General features: G+C 72.5%; 16 protein-coding genes. 6 read left to right on the forward strand and 10 right to left on the reverse strand.

Annotated features, from left to right (window positions below; translation table 11 throughout):
• Nucleotides 1–133: 133 nt before the first annotated feature.
• The 3 genes from DK419_RS25285 to DK419_RS25295 all read right to left on the reverse strand — a co-directional run bounded on the left by DK419_RS25285 (nucleotide 134) and on the right by DK419_RS25295 (nucleotide 2768).
• Nucleotides 134–904: an NAD kinase gene (locus DK419_RS25285; protein WP_109961522.1), complete on the reverse strand. Its 771-nt coding sequence runs from the start codon at nucleotides 902–904 to the stop codon at nucleotides 134–136.
• Between the two features lie 163 nt (nucleotides 905–1067).
• Nucleotides 1068–1787, reverse strand: coding sequence for a hypothetical protein (locus DK419_RS25290; RefSeq protein WP_109961523.1), 720 nt, complete (start codon nucleotides 1785–1787; stop codon nucleotides 1068–1070).
• Between the two features lie 12 nt (nucleotides 1788–1799).
• Nucleotides 1800–2768: an MBL fold metallo-hydrolase gene (locus DK419_RS25295; protein ID WP_109961524.1), complete on the reverse strand. Its 969-nt coding sequence runs from the start codon at nucleotides 2766–2768 to the stop codon at nucleotides 1800–1802.
• Nucleotides 2769–2954: 186 nt separating this feature from the next.
• Between DK419_RS25295 and ggt the strand changes: the two genes are divergently transcribed.
• Together ggt and DK419_RS25305 are read left to right on the forward strand one after the other, a co-directional pair.
• The gene (gene ggt, locus DK419_RS25300; RefSeq protein WP_245442712.1) at nucleotides 2955–4715 is read left to right on the forward strand and encodes a gamma-glutamyltransferase; all 1761 of its coding nucleotides are present in this window, start codon (nucleotides 2955–2957) and stop codon (nucleotides 4713–4715) included.
• Between the two features lie 658 nt (nucleotides 4716–5373).
• On the forward strand, nucleotides 5374–6957 hold the full coding sequence (locus DK419_RS25305) for a GMC oxidoreductase (protein WP_162561401.1): 1584 nt from the start codon (nucleotides 5374–5376) through the stop codon (nucleotides 6955–6957).
• A 252-nt stretch (nucleotides 6958–7209) separates the two neighbouring features.
• On the opposite strand, the gene bchE is transcribed toward DK419_RS25305, so the two are convergent.
• The 6 genes from bchE to DK419_RS25335 form a co-directional block, all read right to left on the reverse strand.
• The gene (bchE, locus tag DK419_RS25310; RefSeq protein WP_109961526.1) at nucleotides 7210–8724 is read right to left on the reverse strand and encodes a magnesium-protoporphyrin IX monomethyl ester anaerobic oxidative cyclase; all 1515 of its coding nucleotides are present in this window, start codon (nucleotides 8722–8724) and stop codon (nucleotides 7210–7212) included.
• Between the two features lie 8 nt (nucleotides 8725–8732).
• A complete protein-coding gene (locus DK419_RS25315) occupies nucleotides 8733–9431 on the reverse strand; it encodes a di-trans,poly-cis-decaprenylcistransferase (protein WP_109961527.1) in 699 nt (232 codons plus the stop codon).
• A gap of 32 nt (nucleotides 9432–9463) precedes the next feature.
• Nucleotides 9464–9859, reverse strand: coding sequence for a winged helix-turn-helix domain-containing protein (locus tag DK419_RS25320; protein WP_109961528.1), 396 nt, complete (start codon nucleotides 9857–9859; stop codon nucleotides 9464–9466).
• Complete coding sequence (locus tag DK419_RS25325; RefSeq protein ID WP_109961529.1) at nucleotides 9852–10478, reverse strand: hypothetical protein; 627 nt, start codon at nucleotides 10476–10478, stop codon at nucleotides 9852–9854. The genes DK419_RS25320 and DK419_RS25325 overlap by 8 nt, the downstream gene beginning before the upstream one ends.
• Nucleotides 10479–10918: 440 nt before the next feature.
• Nucleotides 10919–12157: a Zn-dependent hydrolase gene (locus DK419_RS25330; RefSeq protein ID WP_109961530.1), complete on the reverse strand. Its 1239-nt coding sequence runs from the start codon at nucleotides 12155–12157 to the stop codon at nucleotides 10919–10921.
• A 95-nt stretch (nucleotides 12158–12252) separates the two neighbouring features.
• Nucleotides 12253–13203, reverse strand: coding sequence for an NAD(P)H-dependent flavin oxidoreductase (locus DK419_RS25335; RefSeq protein WP_109961531.1), 951 nt, complete (start codon nucleotides 13201–13203; stop codon nucleotides 12253–12255).
• Nucleotides 13204–13367: 164 nt separating this feature from the next.
• Between DK419_RS25335 and DK419_RS25340 the strand changes: the two genes are divergently transcribed.
• Entirely contained in the window at nucleotides 13368–14588 is a 1221-nt protein-coding gene (locus DK419_RS25340) for a serine hydrolase domain-containing protein (RefSeq protein ID WP_167450847.1), read from the forward strand.
• A gap of 55 nt (nucleotides 14589–14643) precedes the next feature.
• Here the strand turns inward: DK419_RS25340 and DK419_RS25345 are convergent, their stop codons facing one another.
• On the reverse strand, nucleotides 14644–15432 hold the full coding sequence (locus DK419_RS25345; RefSeq protein ID WP_109961532.1) for a DUF2189 domain-containing protein: 789 nt from the start codon (nucleotides 15430–15432) through the stop codon (nucleotides 14644–14646).
• Between the two features lie 309 nt (nucleotides 15433–15741).
• Here DK419_RS25345 and DK419_RS25350 point away from each other — a divergent pair, with 309 nt between their 5' ends.
• From DK419_RS25350 to DK419_RS25360, 3 genes are all read left to right on the forward strand, one after another.
• Nucleotides 15742–16557 (forward strand): protein-L-isoaspartate O-methyltransferase family protein, encoded by an 816-nt coding sequence (locus DK419_RS25350; protein ID WP_109961533.1) that lies wholly within the window; start codon nucleotides 15742–15744, stop codon nucleotides 16555–16557.
• 87 nt (nucleotides 16558–16644) lie between these two features.
• Nucleotides 16645–17286, forward strand: coding sequence for an MBL fold metallo-hydrolase (locus tag DK419_RS25355; protein ID WP_109961534.1), 642 nt, complete (start codon nucleotides 16645–16647; stop codon nucleotides 17284–17286).
• A gap of 27 nt (nucleotides 17287–17313) precedes the next feature.
• Nucleotides 17314–18276, forward strand: coding sequence for an aldo/keto reductase (locus tag DK419_RS25360; protein ID WP_109961535.1), 963 nt, complete (start codon nucleotides 17314–17316; stop codon nucleotides 18274–18276).
• Nucleotides 18277–18409: the final 133 nt, after the last annotated feature.

Consider the following 18409-nt stretch of genomic DNA (forward strand, 5'->3'; position numbering starts at 1 on the left):
CAGCTCCGTGGCGAGGCCCTGACACCGGGCCCCGGCACGGATCTATGCGGGCGCGCGCCGGCTTCCAGTGCGCCGCGATGCCGTAAGGTCGGGGTTCATCCGGTTTCGGTGAAGGGATCTTCCAGAAACCACATCAGCCGAACTGCTCGCGCAGGATGCGCTCGTCCATGCCCTGGCCGGGGTCGTGCAGCATCACGAGCTCGGTCGAGCGGTCGAGCTGGGTCTCGACCCGGGCGACGCGGCGGAACTCGGTGTGGTCGGCCACCGCGGCGACCGGCCGGTATTCCGGGTCCTTGACCTCGATGCGGATGCGGGCGTGGCTCGGCAGGAGCACGCTGCCCTGGCGCCGGGGCCGGAAGGCCGAGATCGGGGTGAGCGCGATGAGCTGGGAGGAGATCGGCAGGATCGGCCCGCCGACCGAGAGGTTGTAGGCGGTGGAGCCCACGGGCGTGGCCGCCAGCACCCCGTCGGCGATCAGCTCGGGCAGGCGCACCTGGCCGTCGATCGAGATCTTCAGCTTGGCGGTCTGGTGGGTCTGGCGCAGCATGTAGACCTCGTTGACCGCCCGCGCCGTGTGGGTGAGGCCGCCGACGTCGGTGACGACCATCAGGAGCGGGTGGACCACGCTGCGCTGCGCCACCTCCAGCCGCTCGACGAGGTCGTCGAGGTGGAACTCGTTCATCAGGAAGCCGACGGTGCCGCGGTTCATGCCGTAGATCGGCTTGCCCGTGCCCATGAAGCGGTGCAGCGCCTGGAGCATCAGCCCGTCGCCGCCCAACCCCACCACCACGTCCGCCTCCTCGGGCGGCACGTGGTCGTAGCGCTGCATCAGGAGCTCGGCCGCCTCGCGGGCGTCGGGCGTCGGGCTCGCGATGAAGGCGATCTGTCTGAAGCGCCGCGCCATGTGGTGTCCCGACCGCCGAACGATGAGGTCCTGGCCGCGCATCCCTCGACGCGAGCGGCCGCCGGGCCGTCGCCGGCCGCGTCGGGAGAGGCATAGCATGGAGCGTCCGCCTCTCGTCTACATCCCGTTCCCGGACGCGGTCAGCCGACCCGGCGACCCCGGCTCACCAGAGCGAGAATTCCGTGGCGAAATCCGTGGTCCGGAGCCGGGCGCAGGCCTCGGGCCGGCACTCGTCCCGCGGCCGGAGCGCGAGGCGTCCCGACGCCGCGGTCTCGAAGCGCAGCCGCACCGGCGGGTCGTCCTCCTTGGTGTAGACGAGGCTGACCTCGAACCGGACGAAGTCGTAGGCCTTGGCGTCGGCGTAGAAGATCGAATCGCGCGAGACCGCCTCGCCGGGGTTGAGGTCGGAGGGCTCGGCCCCGTCTGCCGCGCCGGAAAAGAGCTTGCCCTGGCGCAGGATCACGGTGCCGGGCTCGTCGAGGGCGTAGCCGCCGGCGAAGATCGTGCCCCCGTCCGGGCCCCGGCCGCCGGCATCCCGGCCGCCGGCGCTTGGGCCGCCGGCGCTTGGGCCGCCGGACGGGGCCGCGTCCGCCCCGAACCGCGCCCGGATGCCGGTCACGGTGTAGGCGAGGCCGAGGACCCGCACGCCGGTCTCGCCGACGTTGCGGCGGGTCACGGTCGAGCGGATGGCGACGTGGCCGTCGCGCTCGCCGGCCCTGGCGAGGCCGGTCGTCACCGACACCGTCGGCGGCGCCAGCCCGGGCTTGATGCGGGCCTCGTAGACGAAGGTGTAGACGCCCCAGGCCCCGGCGCCGAGGATCGCCAGGGTCTGGACCAGCGTGTTGACGCGGTCGAGGTCGAGGCGGCGGGCAGGACCGGTCACGCGGGGCGCCGCTCAGGCGAGGCCCAGCCCCCATTGCAGCGGCACGAACTCGTAAGTCCCGCCGGCCTTCGCGACGTGGCCGGCGGCCGGGAAGGGGGCGTGGTAGAACGCGACCGGCAGCCGCTCGTCGGCGATCAGCGCCAGCATCCGGTGGCGGGTGGCGCGGGCCTGGTCCGCATCCATGTCGAACAGGGCCGACCAGTCGGGGTGGCGCACGAACAGGGCCGGGTGGTTGGTGATGTCGGAGGCGATCAGCAGGCGGCGCCCGCCGGATTCGAGCCGGAACGAGGTGTGGCCCGGCGTATGGCCCGGCGTGCCGAGCGCGGTGAGGCCGGGCAGCACCTCCTGGTCCCAGGCGTAGCGCTCGACCTTGAGGCCGCCGCCGAAGGTCTTCTGCACGGCGCCGAGATTGGCCTTCAGGGCCTCGGGCGGGTTGGCGATGCGGCCGTCATCCATCCAGAAGCGCCACTCGGCCTCCGGTACCAGCACTTGCGCGTTCGGGAAGGTCGGCGAGCCGTCCTTGCGCTTGAGCCCGACGATGTGGTCGGGGTGGAAGTGGCTGATCACCACCGCGTCGATCGCGCCCGGATCGATTCCCGCGAGCGCGAGCCCGCGCAGGGTTCCGCCGGTGCCGGGCGGGCCCTGATCGGCGAAACCCGCATCGACCAGCACGCGCTTCCCCCCGAGGGTGAGGAGGAGCGGCGTGAAGGTGATCGGCAGGGTCTCGGTCGGCAGGAAGGCCCGGGACAGGGCGGCCTGGACCTCGGGCAGGGGCGCGTTGCGCACGAAGCCGGCGTCGAGCGGCCGCTTCACCCCGCCCTCGTGCAGGGCGGTCACCGTCGCGTCGCCGATTCCGTAGCGGTAGACTCCCGGCAGGTCGGCAGCGGGCGCGCTGCCTCCGCCGGCGAGGCCCGGGGCGCTGGTGAGGATCGGGCCGGCGAGGACGCCTCCGGCCATGAGGGTGCGGCGGGACATCGACATCGGGGCCTCCCTGTGCGTCTTCGTGCGTCTCCACCCGCAGCTAGAGCGCGAGCGGCGGAAGGGGATGCCGGGGGGCTTCGAAAAACCGTCCGCGCGATACAGTGGCGCGCCGCCCTCGTGTACCGTGGCGGCGAATCACGGAAGGGCAGGACGCTCATGGTCCAAAGGATGGCCTCGCACCAAAGGATGGCCTCGCACCACGGGATGGCCTGGCGCCACAGGGCCGCCCCGGTCGGCATCGGCCTCCTGGCGGCACTCCTCGTCGTCGCGGTGCCGCGGGAGGCCGCGATCGCCGCCTCGCGGGCGCCGGTCGCCGCCGAGCACGGCATGGTCGTCACGGCGCAGCACTACGCGACGCAGGTCGGCGTCGACGTGCTCAAGCAGGGCGGCAACGCCATCGATGCCGCGGTCGCGGTCGGCTACGCGCTCGCGGTGGTCTACCCGGCCGCCGGCAATCTCGGCGGCGGCGGCTTCATGACGATCCAGCGCGCCGACGGCAGCCGGACCTTCCTGGACTTCCGCGAGAAGGCGCCGCTCGCCGCGACGCGGGACATGTTCCTCGACAAGGCCGGCAACGTCGTCAAGGGCTTGAGCACGAAGGGCTTCCTCGCCGTCGGCGTGCCCGGCACCGTGGCGGGTCTCGAGGAGGCGCGCGCCAAGTACGGCACGAAGCCGCGCGCCGAGCTGATCGCCCCGGCGATCCGGCTCGCCGAGGAGGGCTTCACCCTCGACCAGGGCGACGTCGACATGCTCGCGACCGGCACCGAGGATTTCGGCAAGGACCCGGCCTCGGCCAGGATCTTCCTGAACCAGGGCCGGCCTTACGCCGTGGGCGAGCGGCTCGTCCAGACCGACCTCGCGGGCACGCTGCGGGCGATCGGCGCGCAGGGCAAGGACGGGTTCTACAAGGGCGCGGTCGCGGACGCGCTGACAGCGTCGAGCCGGGCGCAGGGCGGCCTCATCGTCCAGGCCGACCTCGACCGCTACGCCACCCGCGAATTGCCGCCGATCGAGTGCGACTACCGCGGCTACCGGGTGGTCTCGGCCCCGCCGCCGAGCTCCGGCGGCGTGGTGATCTGCGAGATGCTGAACATCCTCGAGGGCTACGACCTCGCCAAGCTCGGCTGGGGCTCGGCGCAGGCCGTCCACTACGAGATCGAGGCGATGCGCCACAGCTATCTCGACCGCAACAGCTATCTCGGCGACCCGGACTTCGTGAAGAACCCGGTCGAGCGGCTGATCGACAAGGGCTACGCGGAGAAGATCCGAGCGGCGATCGACCCGCAGAAGGCCGGCAACTCCGCCGCCCTCAAGCCCGGCGTACCGCCGCACGAGGGCAGCAACACCACCCACTACTCGATCGTCGACGGGCAGGGCAACGCCGTCTCGGTGACCTACACCCTCAACGACTGGTTCGGCGCGCGGATCGTCCCGGAGGGGACGGGCGTGCTGCTCAACAACGAGATGGACGACTTCACCGCCAAGGTCGGCGTGCCGAACATCTACGGCCTGCTCCAGGGCGAGGCGAACGCCGTCGCGCCCGGCAAGACGCCCCTGAGCTCGATGAGCCCGACCATCGTCACCAAGGACGGCAAGCCGGTCTTCGTGACGGGGACGCCCGGCGGCAGCCGGATCATCACGGTGGTGCTGCACAGCATCCTCAACGTGATCGATTACGGGATGAACGTGCAGGAGGCCGCCGACGCGCCGCGCCTCCACCACCAGTGGATGCCCGACGTCACCAACGTCGAGCGCTTCGCGCTCTCGCCGGACACCCGCAGGATCCTGGAGGGCATGGGCCACACCTTCGGCCCGGCCCAGCCGGCCAACCACCTCGCGGCGATCCTGATCGGCGCGCCGACCTTGGGCGGCAAGCCGGTGGGGGCGTTCCGGTACTACGGCGCCAACGACCCGCGGCGGAATACCGGGAGCGCGCAGGGGTACTGAGCCGGGACGTGAGGTCGGACGCGCCGCGGGGCCATCCGCTCCCGCGGCGCGCGCCGGAAGTTCGCCCGGGCGCGCGGGTCGCGACGGCTCTCGGGCGTCGCCCCGATGGCGCGCTCCGATCCAGGATGCCATCCATGGGGAGCGGGAGCGCGTCGGTCCGCGGTCCATCGGGCGGCCCCCGTCATCCGCCGCGCCTCGTGCATCGTGCCGTCGCGGCTCCCCACCGGGCCGAGGCCGACGCGATCGGACCGCCCTCGAAGACGCCGCGCGGCAGGGCCTCCACCCTCGTTCACGGTGCCGGCGGCCCGCAACCGCCCGCGATCGGCTCCGAGCCGTTAGCCGAGGCAGGACTGCCCTACGCCTTTCAGCTGACGTTGCTTCGTCGAAATGGGCGTTGCGCATCCTATTTTCGCGCGCACATGGTAGAAAGTGAGCGCGTCGGCTTGATATTACATACTTATTCGTCGTTGTAAAAAATCCCTATGCTATTTAGTCATTCATAAACAACACAACAATTCCTAAAATGTGAATAATACCGCCAAATCTTTGAAATTCGGCGCCGATCGCCGCTGGAGCAACAATCATGATTGCCGATCATTGCAGAGGTCTCGAGCATTCCCGTCACGACGTCTGCATCATCGGGTCCGGCCCGGCCGGCTTGTCCCTCGCCTTGGAGTTGCGGCGATTCGGCCTCTCGGCCCTGGTGCTGGAATCGGGCGGCACGCGCCCCGAGCCATTCACCCAGGACCTCTCCGGCGCCGACCTCACCGACCCGGATCGTCACGACGACATGAGCATCGCCGTGGCACGCCGCTTCGGCGGCACCTCGAACCTCTGGGGTGGGCGCTGCCTCCCCTTCGATCCCGTCGATTTCCGCCCCCGGCCCGGCATGCCCGACTGGCCGATCACGCTCGCGGATCTCACGCCCTTCCTGCCGACGGCCTGCCGCCTCGTCTCGTGCGGTGAGCCGGTCTTCGAGGCGCCCATCCCCGGCATCCGGGCCGCCGACGATCGCTTCTCGTTCGAGACCCTCGAGCGTTGGAGCGGACGGCCGAAGCTCCAGGTGTCCCACGCCGCCACCCTCGCGTCGGATCCGGGGATCGACATCCGGCTGCACACGACGGTGGTCGACGTGCTGTTCGACGAAGGCGGTGCCGCCCGCGCGGTGACGGTCGTGCGGCCCTCCGGCGAGCGGATGACGGTGCCGGTCACGCGCCTCGTGGTGGCGGCGGGCGGCCTCGAGACCACGCGCCTCCTGCTGAGCCTGCAGCGGAGCCGGCCGCATCTGTTCGGCGGGTCGGACGGACCGCTCGGCCGCAACTACATGGGCCACGTGATCGGGGAGATCGCCGACATCACCCTGGCGTCGGACGCCCTCGACGCCGCCTTCATGTTCGAGCGCGACCCCCAGGGCTGGTACGTGCGTCGCCGCTTCGTCCCGAGTCCGGCCCTGCAGGACGAGCACGACCTCCTCAACGTCGCGTTCTGGCCGGTCATCCCGCGCATGGCCGACGCCGGTCACCGCGACGCGCTGCTGTCGCTCGCCTTCCTGGCCCTGTCCTTCGAGCCCGTCGGCCGGGCCCTGCTGCCGCAAGCCCTGCGGGTGCGGCATATCCCGAAGGCCGTCGAGCGGTCGGCGCACCTGCGCAACGTCTGCCGGAACCTGCCGGGGGCACTGGTCGCGGGCGCGCGGGTCGCCTGGCAGCGGTACGGCGCACCGACGCGGCTGCCCGGATTGTTCGTGCGCAACTCCGGCCGGCGCTACGGCCTGTCCTATCACTCCGAGCAGTCGCCCTGGAGCGAGAGCCGCGTGCGGCTCGACGACCAGACCGACGCGACCGGATTGCCGCGCCTGCACATCGACTACCGGGTCCACGAGAGCGACGCCCGGGCGGTGGTGCGGGCGCACGACTTGCTGGCGGACTGGCTCGTCCGCACCGGCCTCGGCCGCCTCGACTACCGTCAGCCCGCCGAGCAGAACGTCGAGGCGGTGATGCGGCTGTTCGGGCACGGCACGCACCAGATCGGCACGGCCCGGATGGCCGACACGGCGGAACGCGGCGTCGTCGACCGCAACTTGCAGGCGTTCGGCGTCCCCAACCTGTACGTGGCCAGCGCCGCCGTACTCCCGCGCTCGGGCCAGGCGAGCCCGACCCTGACCGTGGTCACGCTGGCCGTGCGCCTCGCCCACCATATCGCCGCCGAGACGGCTCGGGTCGACGTTCTCCGCTCTGCGGCCTGATCCGCCGAGCATGTCGACATCGTCACGGATTACCGCGATCCCAACATCTCGTGCATGCGTCAAAGCTTGAACGTCTTCGACGGCCCTACGGCAATTTATCGACGTCTGGGAGCCTGTTTGATCGGGCCGACCGACTTGACGCCCTTCCTCGTCATACCGGGGCCGCGCCGCGGTCGCGCTCGGTAGCGGCGACGCGCACCGGGTCCGACTTACCCGGTTCCATCCGCCGGGCGCCTGCGAGCCGCCCGACGGTCAGGCCCGCCCGCCGGCCCGGCGTGCGGGACGCATCGCCTCCTCCTCGTCGTCCTGCGGCGCGCCCCAGAACGCCGCGACGCTCGGCCCGTCCGTCGCCCGCCGGTCGCGGACGAGGAAGCTCCGGATCTCGTGGAACCAGACCCGGCGGCCCATGCGGGCGTACCAGCGCATGGCGTGGCGCAGGGCCGGGTCGGGGTGGAACAGGGTGCGGGCCAGCGCCCGCGGCCGGGCCTGGAGCACCACCTCGGCGAGCTTGACCCAGGCGAGGACCCGCCAGGGCGGCAGGTGGCGGGTCGCCAGCACCTGGTGCTTGTAGTCCCAGAGCCGCCGGTCGGCCTGGATCACCCGGCGCTCCGCGGCGAGCCGGAAGTACGGCGTCCAGCGATGCGGCGTGACGTAGAGCATCTGGATCTGGTCGGGGTCGTAGGACAGGAGCTGACGCAGGCCGCGCCAGTGGTCGGCGTCCGTCTCCTCCTCGAACCCCACCACCCAGGTCGCCATCGACAGGATGCCGTTCTCGCGCAGCAGGCGGATCGCCTCGCGGTCGGTCGCGGTGGCGCCGCCCTTGCGGATGAGCGCCAGCGTCGCGGCATCGGTGCTCTCGAGCCCGAGGAGGAAGCGCTGCCAGCCGGCCCGGCGGTAGAGCGGCAGGATCTCGGCGTCGCGCACGATGTCGTCGGCCCGGGTCGAGCCGACGAGGATCAGGTCGACGTTCTCGGCCACCAGCGCCTCCAGGAAGGCGCGCCAGGCCTTCGGCGAGGCGGTCGGGTTCTCGTCGGCGAAGTTGACGACCCGGATTCTGTGCTCCCGGTGCAGCCGGGCGAGCTCGGCGGCGAAGCGGACGGGATCGCGGTGGCGCCAGCGGGTCCAGAAGCCGCGCTGGCCGCAATAGCTGCACGGATGCGGGCAGCCGCGGGAGAACTGCACCACCACCGCCCGCAGACCGCCCCAGTAGGAGTAGCGGGCATGGTCGATCAGCTCCCAGCCGACCCGGTAGGCGTCGAGGTCCCGGATCGCCGGGGCGGGAGCCGTGGCGAAGGGCTCTCCCCCGCGCCGGATCGCCAGGCCCGGCAGGGCCGCGAGATCCGCGCCGGCGGCGAGCCCCGCGACGAGGCGGCGGGCGGTCTCCTCGCCCTCGCCGCGCACGATCGCGGTGACGTGGGGCTCCTCGGCCAGGATCTCGCGCCAGTGGTAGGTCGGATAGACGCCGCCATAGACGATCGGCACCCCGGGCAGGCGGGATGCGACGGCGCGGGAGACCTCGGCGATCACCGGGTGGCCGGAGGTCGAGCCGGAATGGCCGAACAGCACCGCGTCCGGGCTCCAGGCCACCACCTCGTCGACGAGGTCGGCGGGCGCCATCGGCCCGAACTCGCCGTCGATCAGCCGAACCGCGTGGCCGTCGTCGAGGAGGGGCCCGCCGATGGCGAGAAGGCCGAGCGGCGGCAGGTGGTCGTCCGGGATCCGGCTGCCGATCGCCGGATGCGGCACGTTGACGAGGAGGACGCGCATGGCGAGGCTCACGCCGCCGCCGGCAGGCCGCCGAAGCGGCGCTGGCGCCCGCGGAAGGCCGTCATCGCGGCGGCGAGTTCCGCCTCGCCGAAATCCGGCCAGGGACAGGCGGTGAAGTGCAATTCGGCATAGGCGCTCTCCCAGAGCAGGAAATCGGAGAGGCGCTGCTCGCCGCTGGTGCGGATCACGAGGTCGACCTCCGGGGCGCCGTCGCCGGCGACGAGGCGGGCGAAGTCCTCGCGGGTGGCGTCGGGGGCGGCGAGGCGGGCGGCGGCCAGGATCGCGTCGCGGGCCGAGTAGTCGAGGGCGATGCGCAGGTGCAGGCGCGGGCCGTCCCCGGTCGCGGCCTCGGCGGCGGCGATCGCCTGGGCCAAGCCCGCGGGCAGACGATCGCGCCGGCCGATCACCGTGAGGCGCACGCCGTCGCGGCGCAACCGGTCGACCTCGCGCGTCAGGTAGAGGCGCAGCAGCCCCATCAGCCCGGCGACCTCGGCGGCTGGGCGGCGCCAGTTGTCGGACGAGAAGGCGTAGAGCGTCAGCGTGCCGATGCCCTCTCCGGGCGCGGCCTGGGCCACCCGCCGCACCGTCGCGACCCCGGCCTCGTGCCCGACGCCGCGGGGCAGGCCGCGGCTCTCGGCCCAGCGGCCGTTGCCGTCCATGATCAGGCCGACGTGAAGCTTCGCTTCTTGATTTGAAGTTCTTTGCATCGCAAAGTCTCCGGACAAATGAAAACGGGAGTTCAGGCGGGGAGGGGGTCGGCGTCGTCCCGGCCCTGGCCTTCGCCTTCACCTCGGCCTTGGCCTTGACCTTGGCGGGCCGCCTCGGCGGCGTCGCGGACCACGCGTTCCAGCACCGCGAGGTACTCGACGAAGCGCTGCCGCCCGGCGGGGGTGAGGCGGCAGGTGGTGAGTGGGCGCCGGCCCTCGTAGCCCTTGCGGATCTCGACGAGGCCGGCTTCCTCCAGCACCCCGAGATGGCGGCTGAGATTGCCGTCGGTCAGGCCGCAGAGCTGCTTGAGGTCGGCGAAGGCGAGGGGCTTGGGGTGGGCGGCGAGCGAGGTGAGCAGGCTGAGCCGTGCCCGCTCGTGCAGCACCCGGTCGAGCCCGTCATACGCGTAGGGGGCGGGCTCAGGCACGGTCGCCTCCCGGGGCACGATGGAGGATGAGGGCGAGGAGGCCCTGGCCGACCGCGAAGGGCAGGCCCATGGTCCAGGGCGAGAGCGCGTGCCCCTCGGCCGAGGCCGCGATGGTGCCGAGACCCGCGACGACGTACCAGCCCGCCGCCCAGGCCACCGGCCGCGGCAGGGCGCGCAGGGACGAGAACAGCCCGAGGCCGACCAGGATCTGCCACAGGCCCGGCAGCAGCCACAGGGTTTCCGGGGCGAGGCGCGCCAGCACCAGGAGCAGCAGCGCCCCGGCGGCGCCGGCCGGCATGAAGGCCTCGACGGCGTTGAGGACCATCGCGTCGGCGAGGCCGGAATGGTGCCGGCGGCTGCGCGCCAGCATCTCGGCGCCGATCACGCCCACGGAGACGAAAGCCGCGGCGACCCAGCCGAGCAGGAAGGCGAGGGGCCGAGCCGCCGGGTCGTCGAGGAGGAGAGCCTGCGCGCCGGCGGTGGCGAGCGCCAGGGCGCCGGTCACCGCGAGCGCGGTGGGGCCGTAACCCTGGAACGCGGTGCCGGCGGCGACCTGGAGGCGGATCGCCACGATGTCGGCCAGCACCTTGTCGAGATCGGTCCTGTCGAGGTCGCGCATCGGGGAACCCGCATCAACTTTCTGATGCAAAGTACGCCGATCCGCAAAGTTGCGCAAGCGGGTCCGGGCACGCCTCCTCGCTCGGTCGAAGGCGTGATCGTCCGCGGGAGGAAGAGGAGCGAGTTCCTCCCCTTCCCGCGGGCGGCCGGGCTGTCCGGGGAACACTGAAGCGCGGGACATCCCCTCTCCCCGCGGGCGGGGAGAGGCCTTCGCACCCCTCGTCGGGTGCGAAGGGAGCCCGCAGGGCGAGGGTGAGGGGGTGTTTCCGGTAAGAGCCTCATCCAGCACTTCCCCCTCACCCTCGGCTATCGCCTCGCTGTGTTCCCTGAACGGGAACACAGCCCTCTCCCCGCCCGCGGGGAGAGGGGGAAGATCCGCGCTCATCCCGTCACCGGGAAGCGGCCCGACACGCCCTTCCGCTGTCGGCGAGCCGCCCGTGCCTACCGGTTGGCCCGCGCCAGGGCGGCGTGAAGCAGCAGGTTCACGCCCGGCAGGGTCGGTTCGAGCGCGATGTCCTCGGCCTCGTTGTGGGTGATGCCGTCCCGGCAGGGGGTGAAGATCATGCAGGCCGGGGCGGCCCGGGCGACGTGATAGGCGTCGTGGCCGGCCTGGGAGCGCAGGTCCATGGTCGGGATGCCGAGGCGCGCGGCGGTCTCGCGCAAGGTGCCGATCAGCCCGTCGTCGAAGGAGAAGACCCCGAAGCCCCATTCCTCGGCGATGGAGATCTGCGTGAGCGAGCGGGCGGCGCAGTCGGGCAGGGCGGCGCGCAAACTCGCCTTCATGGTCTCGAGCGTCTCCAGCTTCGGCGCCCGCATGTCGATGAAGAGCTCGGCGTATTCCGAGAGCGTGCCGGGCAGGTTCGGCACCAGGTCGAGGCGGGCGGCGGTGGCCTTGGCGTCGGTGTCGGCATGCGCCCAGCCGATGTCGTTGACCGCCACCGCCACCATGGCGGCGCCGACGAGCGCGTTGTGGCGCTCGCTCATCGGGGTCGGGCCGGTATGGGCGGTGGCGCCCTCGACGGCGATGCGCATGCCGCAGCTCGGATAGCCGCCCGTCACGATGCCGACCGGCACGCCGGCCCGGTCGAGGGCCGGGCCCTGCTCGATGTGGAGTTCGAAATAGGCGTCGATGGTGCGGCCGCCGACGGGCTCGGGGCCGCGATAGCCGATGCCGTCGAGGGCGTCGCCGAAGCGGATCCCGTCGCGGTCGCGCCGGTTCTCGACCCAGTCCGGCGTCGCCTGGCCGGACCAGGCGAGCGAGCACAGCATCGGCGGCGAGAACCGCGCGCCCTCCTCGTTGGTCCAGTTCACCACCTCGATGCTGCGGCGCGTCGCGATGCCGAGGTCGTCGAGGGTGCGCAGGACCTCGAGCCCCGCCAGCACGCCGAGGATGCCGTCGAAGCGCCCGCCGGCCCATTGCGTGTCGAGGTGGCTGCCGATCACCACCGGCGGCAGGCCGGGCTCGGTCCCTTCGCGCCTGAGCACCATGTTGCCGAGCCCGTCGACGGTGAGGGGATAGCCGCCCTCCGTGGCCCAGGCCTTCAGCTGATCGCGCATCACCCGGTCCGGCTCGGTCAGGGTCAGGCGCCGCAGGCCCCCCCGGGGCCCGGTGCCGATGCCCGCCGACACCATCAGGGTGTCCCAGAGCCGGTTGCCGTTCACGGAGAGGTTGGTGGTCATCGCTCGGGCCTCGCACGGTGCTCAAGGTGGGTGAGCGCCAGCATGCGAGGCCCGTGCCCGGCGGACAAGCGCCGGGCGCAAGGGTGGGGTGCGCGCTACCCGAGCCGCGCCCGCGCCGCCGCGTATTCCGCCTTCAGCCGGTCGATCACCACGGACGTCGCCGGCGCGTCGTCGATGGTGCCGACGCCCTGGCCGGCGCCCCAGATGTCGCGCCAGGCCTTGGTGGTGCCCGAGCCGAAATTCATCTTGGTCTTGTCGACCTCCGGCAGCGCGTTGGGGTCGAGGCCGGCGGCGGTCACGCTGGGCGTGAGGTAGTTGCCAGGCACGCCGGTGAAGTAGGGGGTGTAGAGCACGTCCGCCGCCTTCGTGCCGACGATCATCTCCTTGTAGGCCGGGGCGGCGTTCGCTTCCTGCGTGGCGATGAAGCGGGTGCCCATGTAGGCCAGGTCCGCCCCCATCGCCTGGGCGGCGAGGATCGAATCGCCGGTGGTGATCGCGCCCGACAGGATCAGCGGTCCTCCGTAGAACCGCCGCACCTCGCTCACCAGCGCGAAGGGCGAGAGCGTGCCGGCGTGACCGCCTGCCCCGGCGCAGACCAGGATCAGGCCGTCGACGCCGGCCTCCAGCGCCTTCTCGGCGTGGCGCACCGTCGTCACGTCGTGGAAGACGAGGCCGCCCCAGCCGTGCACCGCCGAGACCACCGCGTCGGGCGCCCGCAGCGACGTGATGATGATCGGGACCCGGTGCTTGCCGCAGACCATGAGGTCGTGCTCGAGCCGGTCGTTCGAGGCGTGCACGATCTGGTTGACGGCGTACGGCGCGACGATCCGGTCGGGATCCGCCGCCTTCGCCTCGGCCAGCGCCGCGTCGATCCGGGTCAGCCACTCGTCGAGGGCTTCCTTGGGCCGCGCGTTGAGGGCCGGGAACGAGCCGACGATGCCGTTCACGCACTGGGCGATGACCAGCTCCGGCCCCGAGACGATGAACATCGGCGAGGCGATCACCGGCAGGGCGAGGGCGTGGCGGAGGCTGTCGGGCAGGGACATCGCGGCGTGGCTCCCGGGATCGCGTTCGAGCGGTATCGTTACGCTCTCGCATCGCACCGGGTCGGGATGCGGTCAACGGGCCTTGCAGCCCCCGGCAGGCCTTGACGGCGACGGGCGCGCCCGGTCTCTGTTCGCGCCTCTTGTCGCGGAGCGGGAGACGCGCGGTGCAGGTCGAGATCGGAACCCCGGAGGCGGTCGGCCTCTCGTCGGAGCGGCTGGAGCGGATCGTCCCGTGGATGCGGGGCTACGTCGAGGCCGGCAAGCTGCCGGGCCTGTCGGTGACCGTGGCCCGGCGCGGCCAGGTGGTGTTCTCGCGCTCGGAGGGCCTGCGCGACCTCGCCCGCTCCCTGCCGATGGAAGCCGACACCATCGTGCGCATCTACTCGATGACGAAGCCGCTGACCTCGGTGGCGATCCTGATGCTGTACGAGGAGGGCCGGTTCCAGCTCGACGACCCCGTCACCCGGTTCCTGCCGGAATTCCGGAACATGCGGGTGCTCGTCGGCGGCAGCCGCCTGCGCCCCGAGACGGTGCCGGCCGAGCGCGACATCACTTTCCGCGATCTCCTCACCCACACCTCGGGGCTGTCCTACGGCTTCATGGACGCGACGCTCGTCGACCGGATGTACCGGGAGGAGGGCGTCGACTTCCAGACCGCCGAGACCTCCCTCGCCGAGGTGGTGGCCAAGGCCGCGAGCCTGCCGCTGCTCGCCCAGCCCGGCGCCGAGTGGAACTACAGCATCGCCACCGACGTGCTCGGCCACCTCGTGGCGGTGATCTCCGGACAACCCTTCGACGACTTCCTGCGCGAGCGGATCATCCGGCCGCTCGGCATGGTCGACACCGACTTCCACGTCCCGGCGGAGAAGATCGCCCGGTTCGCCTCGAACTACGCGCTCGGCGAAGGCGGCCGGCTGACCCTGATCGACGACGCGCGGGACGGCCGCTACGCGCGTCCCCGCACCGTGCCCTCCGGCGGCGGCGGCCTCGTCTCGACGGCGTCCGACTACGCCCGGTTCTGCCGCTTCGTCCTGAATCGGGGCTCGCTCGACGGCGTGCGGCTCCTCGGGTCCAAGACCGTCGAGCTGATGACGGCCAACCACCTGCGCGGCGACCTCGCCGACATGGGCCAGCCGCGCTTCTCGGAATCGAGCTACAGCGGCATCGGCTTCGGCTTAGGCTTCTCGGTGATGCTCGATCCGGCCAAGGCCCAGATCCTCGGCACCCCGGGCGAGGTCGCCTGGGGCGGGGCGGCCTCGACGGCGTTCTGGATCGACCCCGCCGAGGACCTGTTCGTGATCATGCTGACGCAGCTCATGCCGTCCTCGACCTGGCCGATCCGGCGCGAGCTGCGGGTGCTGACCTACGCGGCGATCGAGGAGTGATCGCTCCGCGATCGCGCGTGATCACGGAGCGATCGCAGCCGTCGCGGCGTGAGCGTCAGCCCACTGCCCGGCGGTAGAGGTGCCAGGTGGCGTGGCCGAGCACCGGCAGCACCACCGCGAGGCCGACGAACAGCGACACCATGCCGAGAACCAGCATCCCGGCCACGATGGCGCCCCAGGCGAGCATCGGGCCGGGATTCTCGCGCATCAGCGCCAGCGAGGTCTCGATCGCGGTGCCGGCATCCGCGTCCTTGTCGATGATGAGCGGGATCGAGACCGCGCTCACCGCGAGCGCCAGGAGCGAGAAGGCGGCCCCCACGAGGTTGCCGGCGACGATCAGGGTCCAGCCCCGGGGCGTGGTCAGCACGTCGTCCAGGAAGGCGAGCAGGGAGGGCTCGGTGACCCCGCCGTAGAGCGCCCAGTACAGCCCCATGGCGGCGCAGAGCCAGGCGAGGAAGATCAGCGCCAGCACCAGGCCGACGCCCATGATCGCCCGCGCCGAGCGGCCGTGCAGGGGGGCGTAGGCGTCCGTCAGGGCCGCGGGCAGGCCCCATTCCCGCCGCCGGCTCATCTCGTACAGGCCGAGCGCCGCGAACGGCCCGATCAGCGCGAAGCCCGCGGCGAGCGGGAAGAGGATCGGGATCAGGTCCTGCTCGAAGGTCGCCGCCGCGATGACCACGCCGGCGATGGGGTAGATCAGCACCACGAACAGCACGTGGGTCGGCATCGCCAGGAAGTCGTCGACGCCCCGCGACAGGGCGGCCTTGAGATCCTGGATGCCGATCCGCCGCACGGCGGGGCGGGCGGCGGAAAAGCCGTGGGACAGGGGGAACGAGCTCGTCATCGGGTCTCCTCCGGGAGGGAGGCACCCGCGACGGGGAGGCCGGGCCGCGTTCGGGCCGTCTGTCGGCGGTCCTTCAGGCGCCCGGTCCGGCCCGCACGGGCACCGGACAGATCGGTCGCATCAAACCTGGGCTACTCGCTGTCGGGCGGGGGGTGGCCCCGCCGCACGCCGGGAGGCTAGCGCGGGACCCGCCCGCCCGCCAGGGGGGCCCGGACGGGGCCCCGCGCACGATCGCGCGACGATGCGCGGGGCCGGAACCGTCCCGGGCCCGGCCCCGTTCGCCCCGCATCGGGGACGCGGCGGGACAGGATGACCGACCTCGCGCAGCACCGCGCCGCCTTCGCGGCCCAGATCGCCGCCCGGGCCGGCACCGACGACCCGGCGATCCTGCACGCCTTCGCCGCCGTGCCCCGGGAGGCCTTCTGCGGCCCCGGCCCCTGGACGGTGTTCGGCGCGGCGGGGTCCGGGACGGTGACGGATCCGGCCGGGCTCTACCGCGACGTGCTGGTGGCCCTGCGCCTGGGTGCCGGCCTCAACAACGGCGAGCCGAGCCTGCACGCCCTCTGCCTCGCGGCGGCACGGCCGCGGCCCGGCGAGCGGGTGGTGCAGGTGGGCGCCGGGGGCGGCTACTACACCGCGATCCTGGCCGAGCTGGTCGGGCCTGCGGGCCGGGTCGACGCCTACGAGATCGAGCCGGGCCTCGCGGCGGCGGCCCGCTCCGCGCTCTCCGCCTACGGGCAGGTGGGCGTGCACGCGCGCTCCGGGGCGCGAGAGCCGCTGCCGCAGGCCGACCTCGTGACGGTGGCGGCCGGGGCCACGGCGCCGCTGCCGGTCTGGCTCGACGCGCTGGATCCCGGCGGCCGCCTGCTGGTGCCCCTCACCGCCGATCGCGGCGGCGGGATGCTGCTGGCAACGAGGCCCGAGGCGGATTCCGCTCCGTGGCCGGCCCGCTTCCTGTCGCCGGTGAGCTTCGTGCCCTGCACCGGCGCCCGCCGGCCGGAGGAGGCCGCGCGTCTCGGCCTCGCGTTCCGCGACCGGGACTGGCGCGCGGTGCGCCGGCTCCACCGGGGCGGGACACCGGGACCGAAGGCCTTCGTGGCGGGCGAGGGGTGGTGGCTGGGGTGAGGCCGCCGCCGGGGTGCCGCACCGCCCGCTTCCGGGCTACAAGGAGGCGATCGTCTCAACCCCCCGCCTCAATCCCCAAGGCCGACCATGCCGAGCACGCCCCGCGCCGCGATCATCCCGGTGACGCCGTTCCAGCAGAACTGCACCCTCCTGTGGTGCGAGGCGACGAAGCGGGCCGCGGTGATCGATCCGGGCGGCGACCTCGACCGGATCCGGGCGGCGATCGCCAAGGCCGGGGTCACGGTCGAGAAGATCCTGCTCACCCACGGCCACATCGACCACGCCGGCGGGGCTGCCGACCTGCGCGATGCGCTCAAGGTGCCGGTCGAGGGGCCGCACCGCGCCGACAAGCCGCTCCTCGACAGCCTGCCCGAGACCGGGGCGGCCTACGGCATCGACGGCGCCAAGGTCGTCGCGCCCGACCGCTGGCTCGCCGAGGGCGACACCGTCACGGTGGGCGAACTCACCTTCGACGTGCTGCACTGCCCCGGCCATTCCCCGGGCAGCGTCGTGCTGGTGAGCCGGGACGCCCGCTTCGCGCAGGTGGGCGACGTGCTGTTCCGCGGCTCGGTCGGCCGCACCGACCTGCCGGGGGGCGACCATGCCACGCTGATCGCCTCGATCAAGGAGAAGCTGCTGCCGCTCGGCGACGACGTCGCCTTCATCCCCGGCCACGGCCCGACCGGCACGATCGGCCAGGAGCGGCTGTCGAACCCGTTCCTTCAGTAAGATCCTCGCCTCCAGTAGGAGCCACCCATGGACCTGCGCCCCCTCGGCCGTTCCGGCCTCTCGGTCCCGCCCTTCTGCTTCGGCGGCAACGTCTTCGGCTGGACCGCCGACGAGGCGACCTCCTTCGCGCTCCTCGACCGCCTGCTCGAGACCGGCTTCACCTTCGTCGACACCGCCGACGTCTATTCGCGCTGGGCGCCGGGGCACCGGGGCGGCGAGTCGGAGGCCGTGATCGGGCGCTGGCTCAAGGACAGGGGCGCCCGCGACCGCATGACCATCGCCACCAAGGTCGGCATGGACATGGGCGACGGGCGCAAGGGTCTGAAAGCCTCGTACATCGAGGAGGCGGTCGAGGCGTCCCTGCGCCGCCTCGGGACCGACCGGATCGACCTCTACCAGTCCCACGCCGACGATTCCGAGACCCCGCTCGCGGAGACGCTGGCGGCCTACGACCGGCTGATCCGCGCCGGCAAGGTCCGGGCGATCGGCGCCTCGAACTACGCGCCCGCCCGCCTGCGCGAGGCTCTGGCCCTCTCGGCCCGGGACGGCCTGCCGCGCTACGAGTGCCTGCAGCCCGGCTACAGCCTCGCCGACCGCGAGGATTACGAGGCCGAGCTGGAGCCGCTGTGCCGGGAGGAGGGGATCGGGGTGATCTCCTACTTCTCCCTCGCGGCGGGCTTCCTGACGGGCAAGTACCGCGAGGCCGGCGCCGCGGCGGGCCGGGCCCGCGAGGCGCGGGTCGCGCCCTACCTCAACCCGCGCGGCCTTGCCTTCCTGGACCTCCTCGACGACGTGGCCCGCGACCACGGCGCCACCCCGGCCCAGGTCTCCCTCGCCTGGCTGATCGCCCGGCCCGGCCTGACCGCGCCGATCGCCAGCGCGACCTCGGTGGCGCAGCTCGACGAGCTCATCGGCGGCGTGCGCCTCACCCTCGACCCGGCCGCGGTCGCGCGGCTCGAGGAGGCGAGCCGAGGTTCGTTGAAGGGCTGACAGGGGCCCGTTGGCGGATCCTTAACGGGGTGCGGCGAAACGTAACCTCGGTTATGATCCGGCGGGGAGGAACGGGGCTCCCGGCCCGCTCCTCCGGAGACCGGAAAACGCGCCTTTCGGCGCCGAAAACCGA

The sequence above is a fragment of the Methylobacterium terrae genome, from assembly GCF_003173755.1.
Lineage (GTDB): Bacteria > Pseudomonadota > Alphaproteobacteria > Rhizobiales > Beijerinckiaceae > Methylobacterium > Methylobacterium terrae.

Bases quoted from the DNA above. Each gene is read 5' to 3' on its own strand.
- DK419_RS25285 (WP_109961522.1), bottom strand. From the start codon at position 904: ATGGCGCGGCGCTTCAGACAGATCGCCTTCATCGCGAGCCCGACGCCC.
- DK419_RS25295 (WP_109961524.1), bottom strand. From the start codon at position 2,768: ATGTCGATGTCCCGCCGCACCCTCATGGCCGGAGGCGTCCTCGCCGGC.
- ggt (WP_245442712.1), top strand. From the start codon at position 2,955: ATGGCCTCGCACCACGGGATGGCCTGGCGCCACAGGGCCGCCCCGGTC.
- bchE (WP_109961526.1), bottom strand. From the start codon at position 8,724: ATGCGCGTCCTCCTCGTCAACGTGCCGCATCCGGCGATCGGCAGCCGG.
- DK419_RS25315 (WP_109961527.1), bottom strand. From the start codon at position 9,431: ATGCAAAGAACTTCAAATCAAGAAGCGAAGCTTCACGTCGGCCTGATC.
- DK419_RS25325 (WP_109961529.1), bottom strand. From the start codon at position 10,478: ATGCGCGACCTCGACAGGACCGATCTCGACAAGGTGCTGGCCGACATC.
- DK419_RS25330 (WP_109961530.1), bottom strand. From the start codon at position 12,157: ATGACCACCAACCTCTCCGTGAACGGCAACCGGCTCTGGGACACCCTG.
- DK419_RS25335 (WP_109961531.1), bottom strand. From the start codon at position 13,203: ATGTCCCTGCCCGACAGCCTCCGCCACGCCCTCGCCCTGCCGGTGATC.
- DK419_RS25345 (WP_109961532.1), bottom strand. From the start codon at position 15,432: ATGACGAGCTCGTTCCCCCTGTCCCACGGCTTTTCCGCCGCCCGCCCC.
- DK419_RS25350 (WP_109961533.1), top strand. From the start codon at position 15,742: ATGACCGACCTCGCGCAGCACCGCGCCGCCTTCGCGGCCCAGATCGCC.
- DK419_RS25355 (WP_109961534.1), top strand. From the start codon at position 16,645: ATGCCGAGCACGCCCCGCGCCGCGATCATCCCGGTGACGCCGTTCCAG.
- DK419_RS25360 (WP_109961535.1), top strand. From the start codon at position 17,314: ATGGACCTGCGCCCCCTCGGCCGTTCCGGCCTCTCGGTCCCGCCCTTC.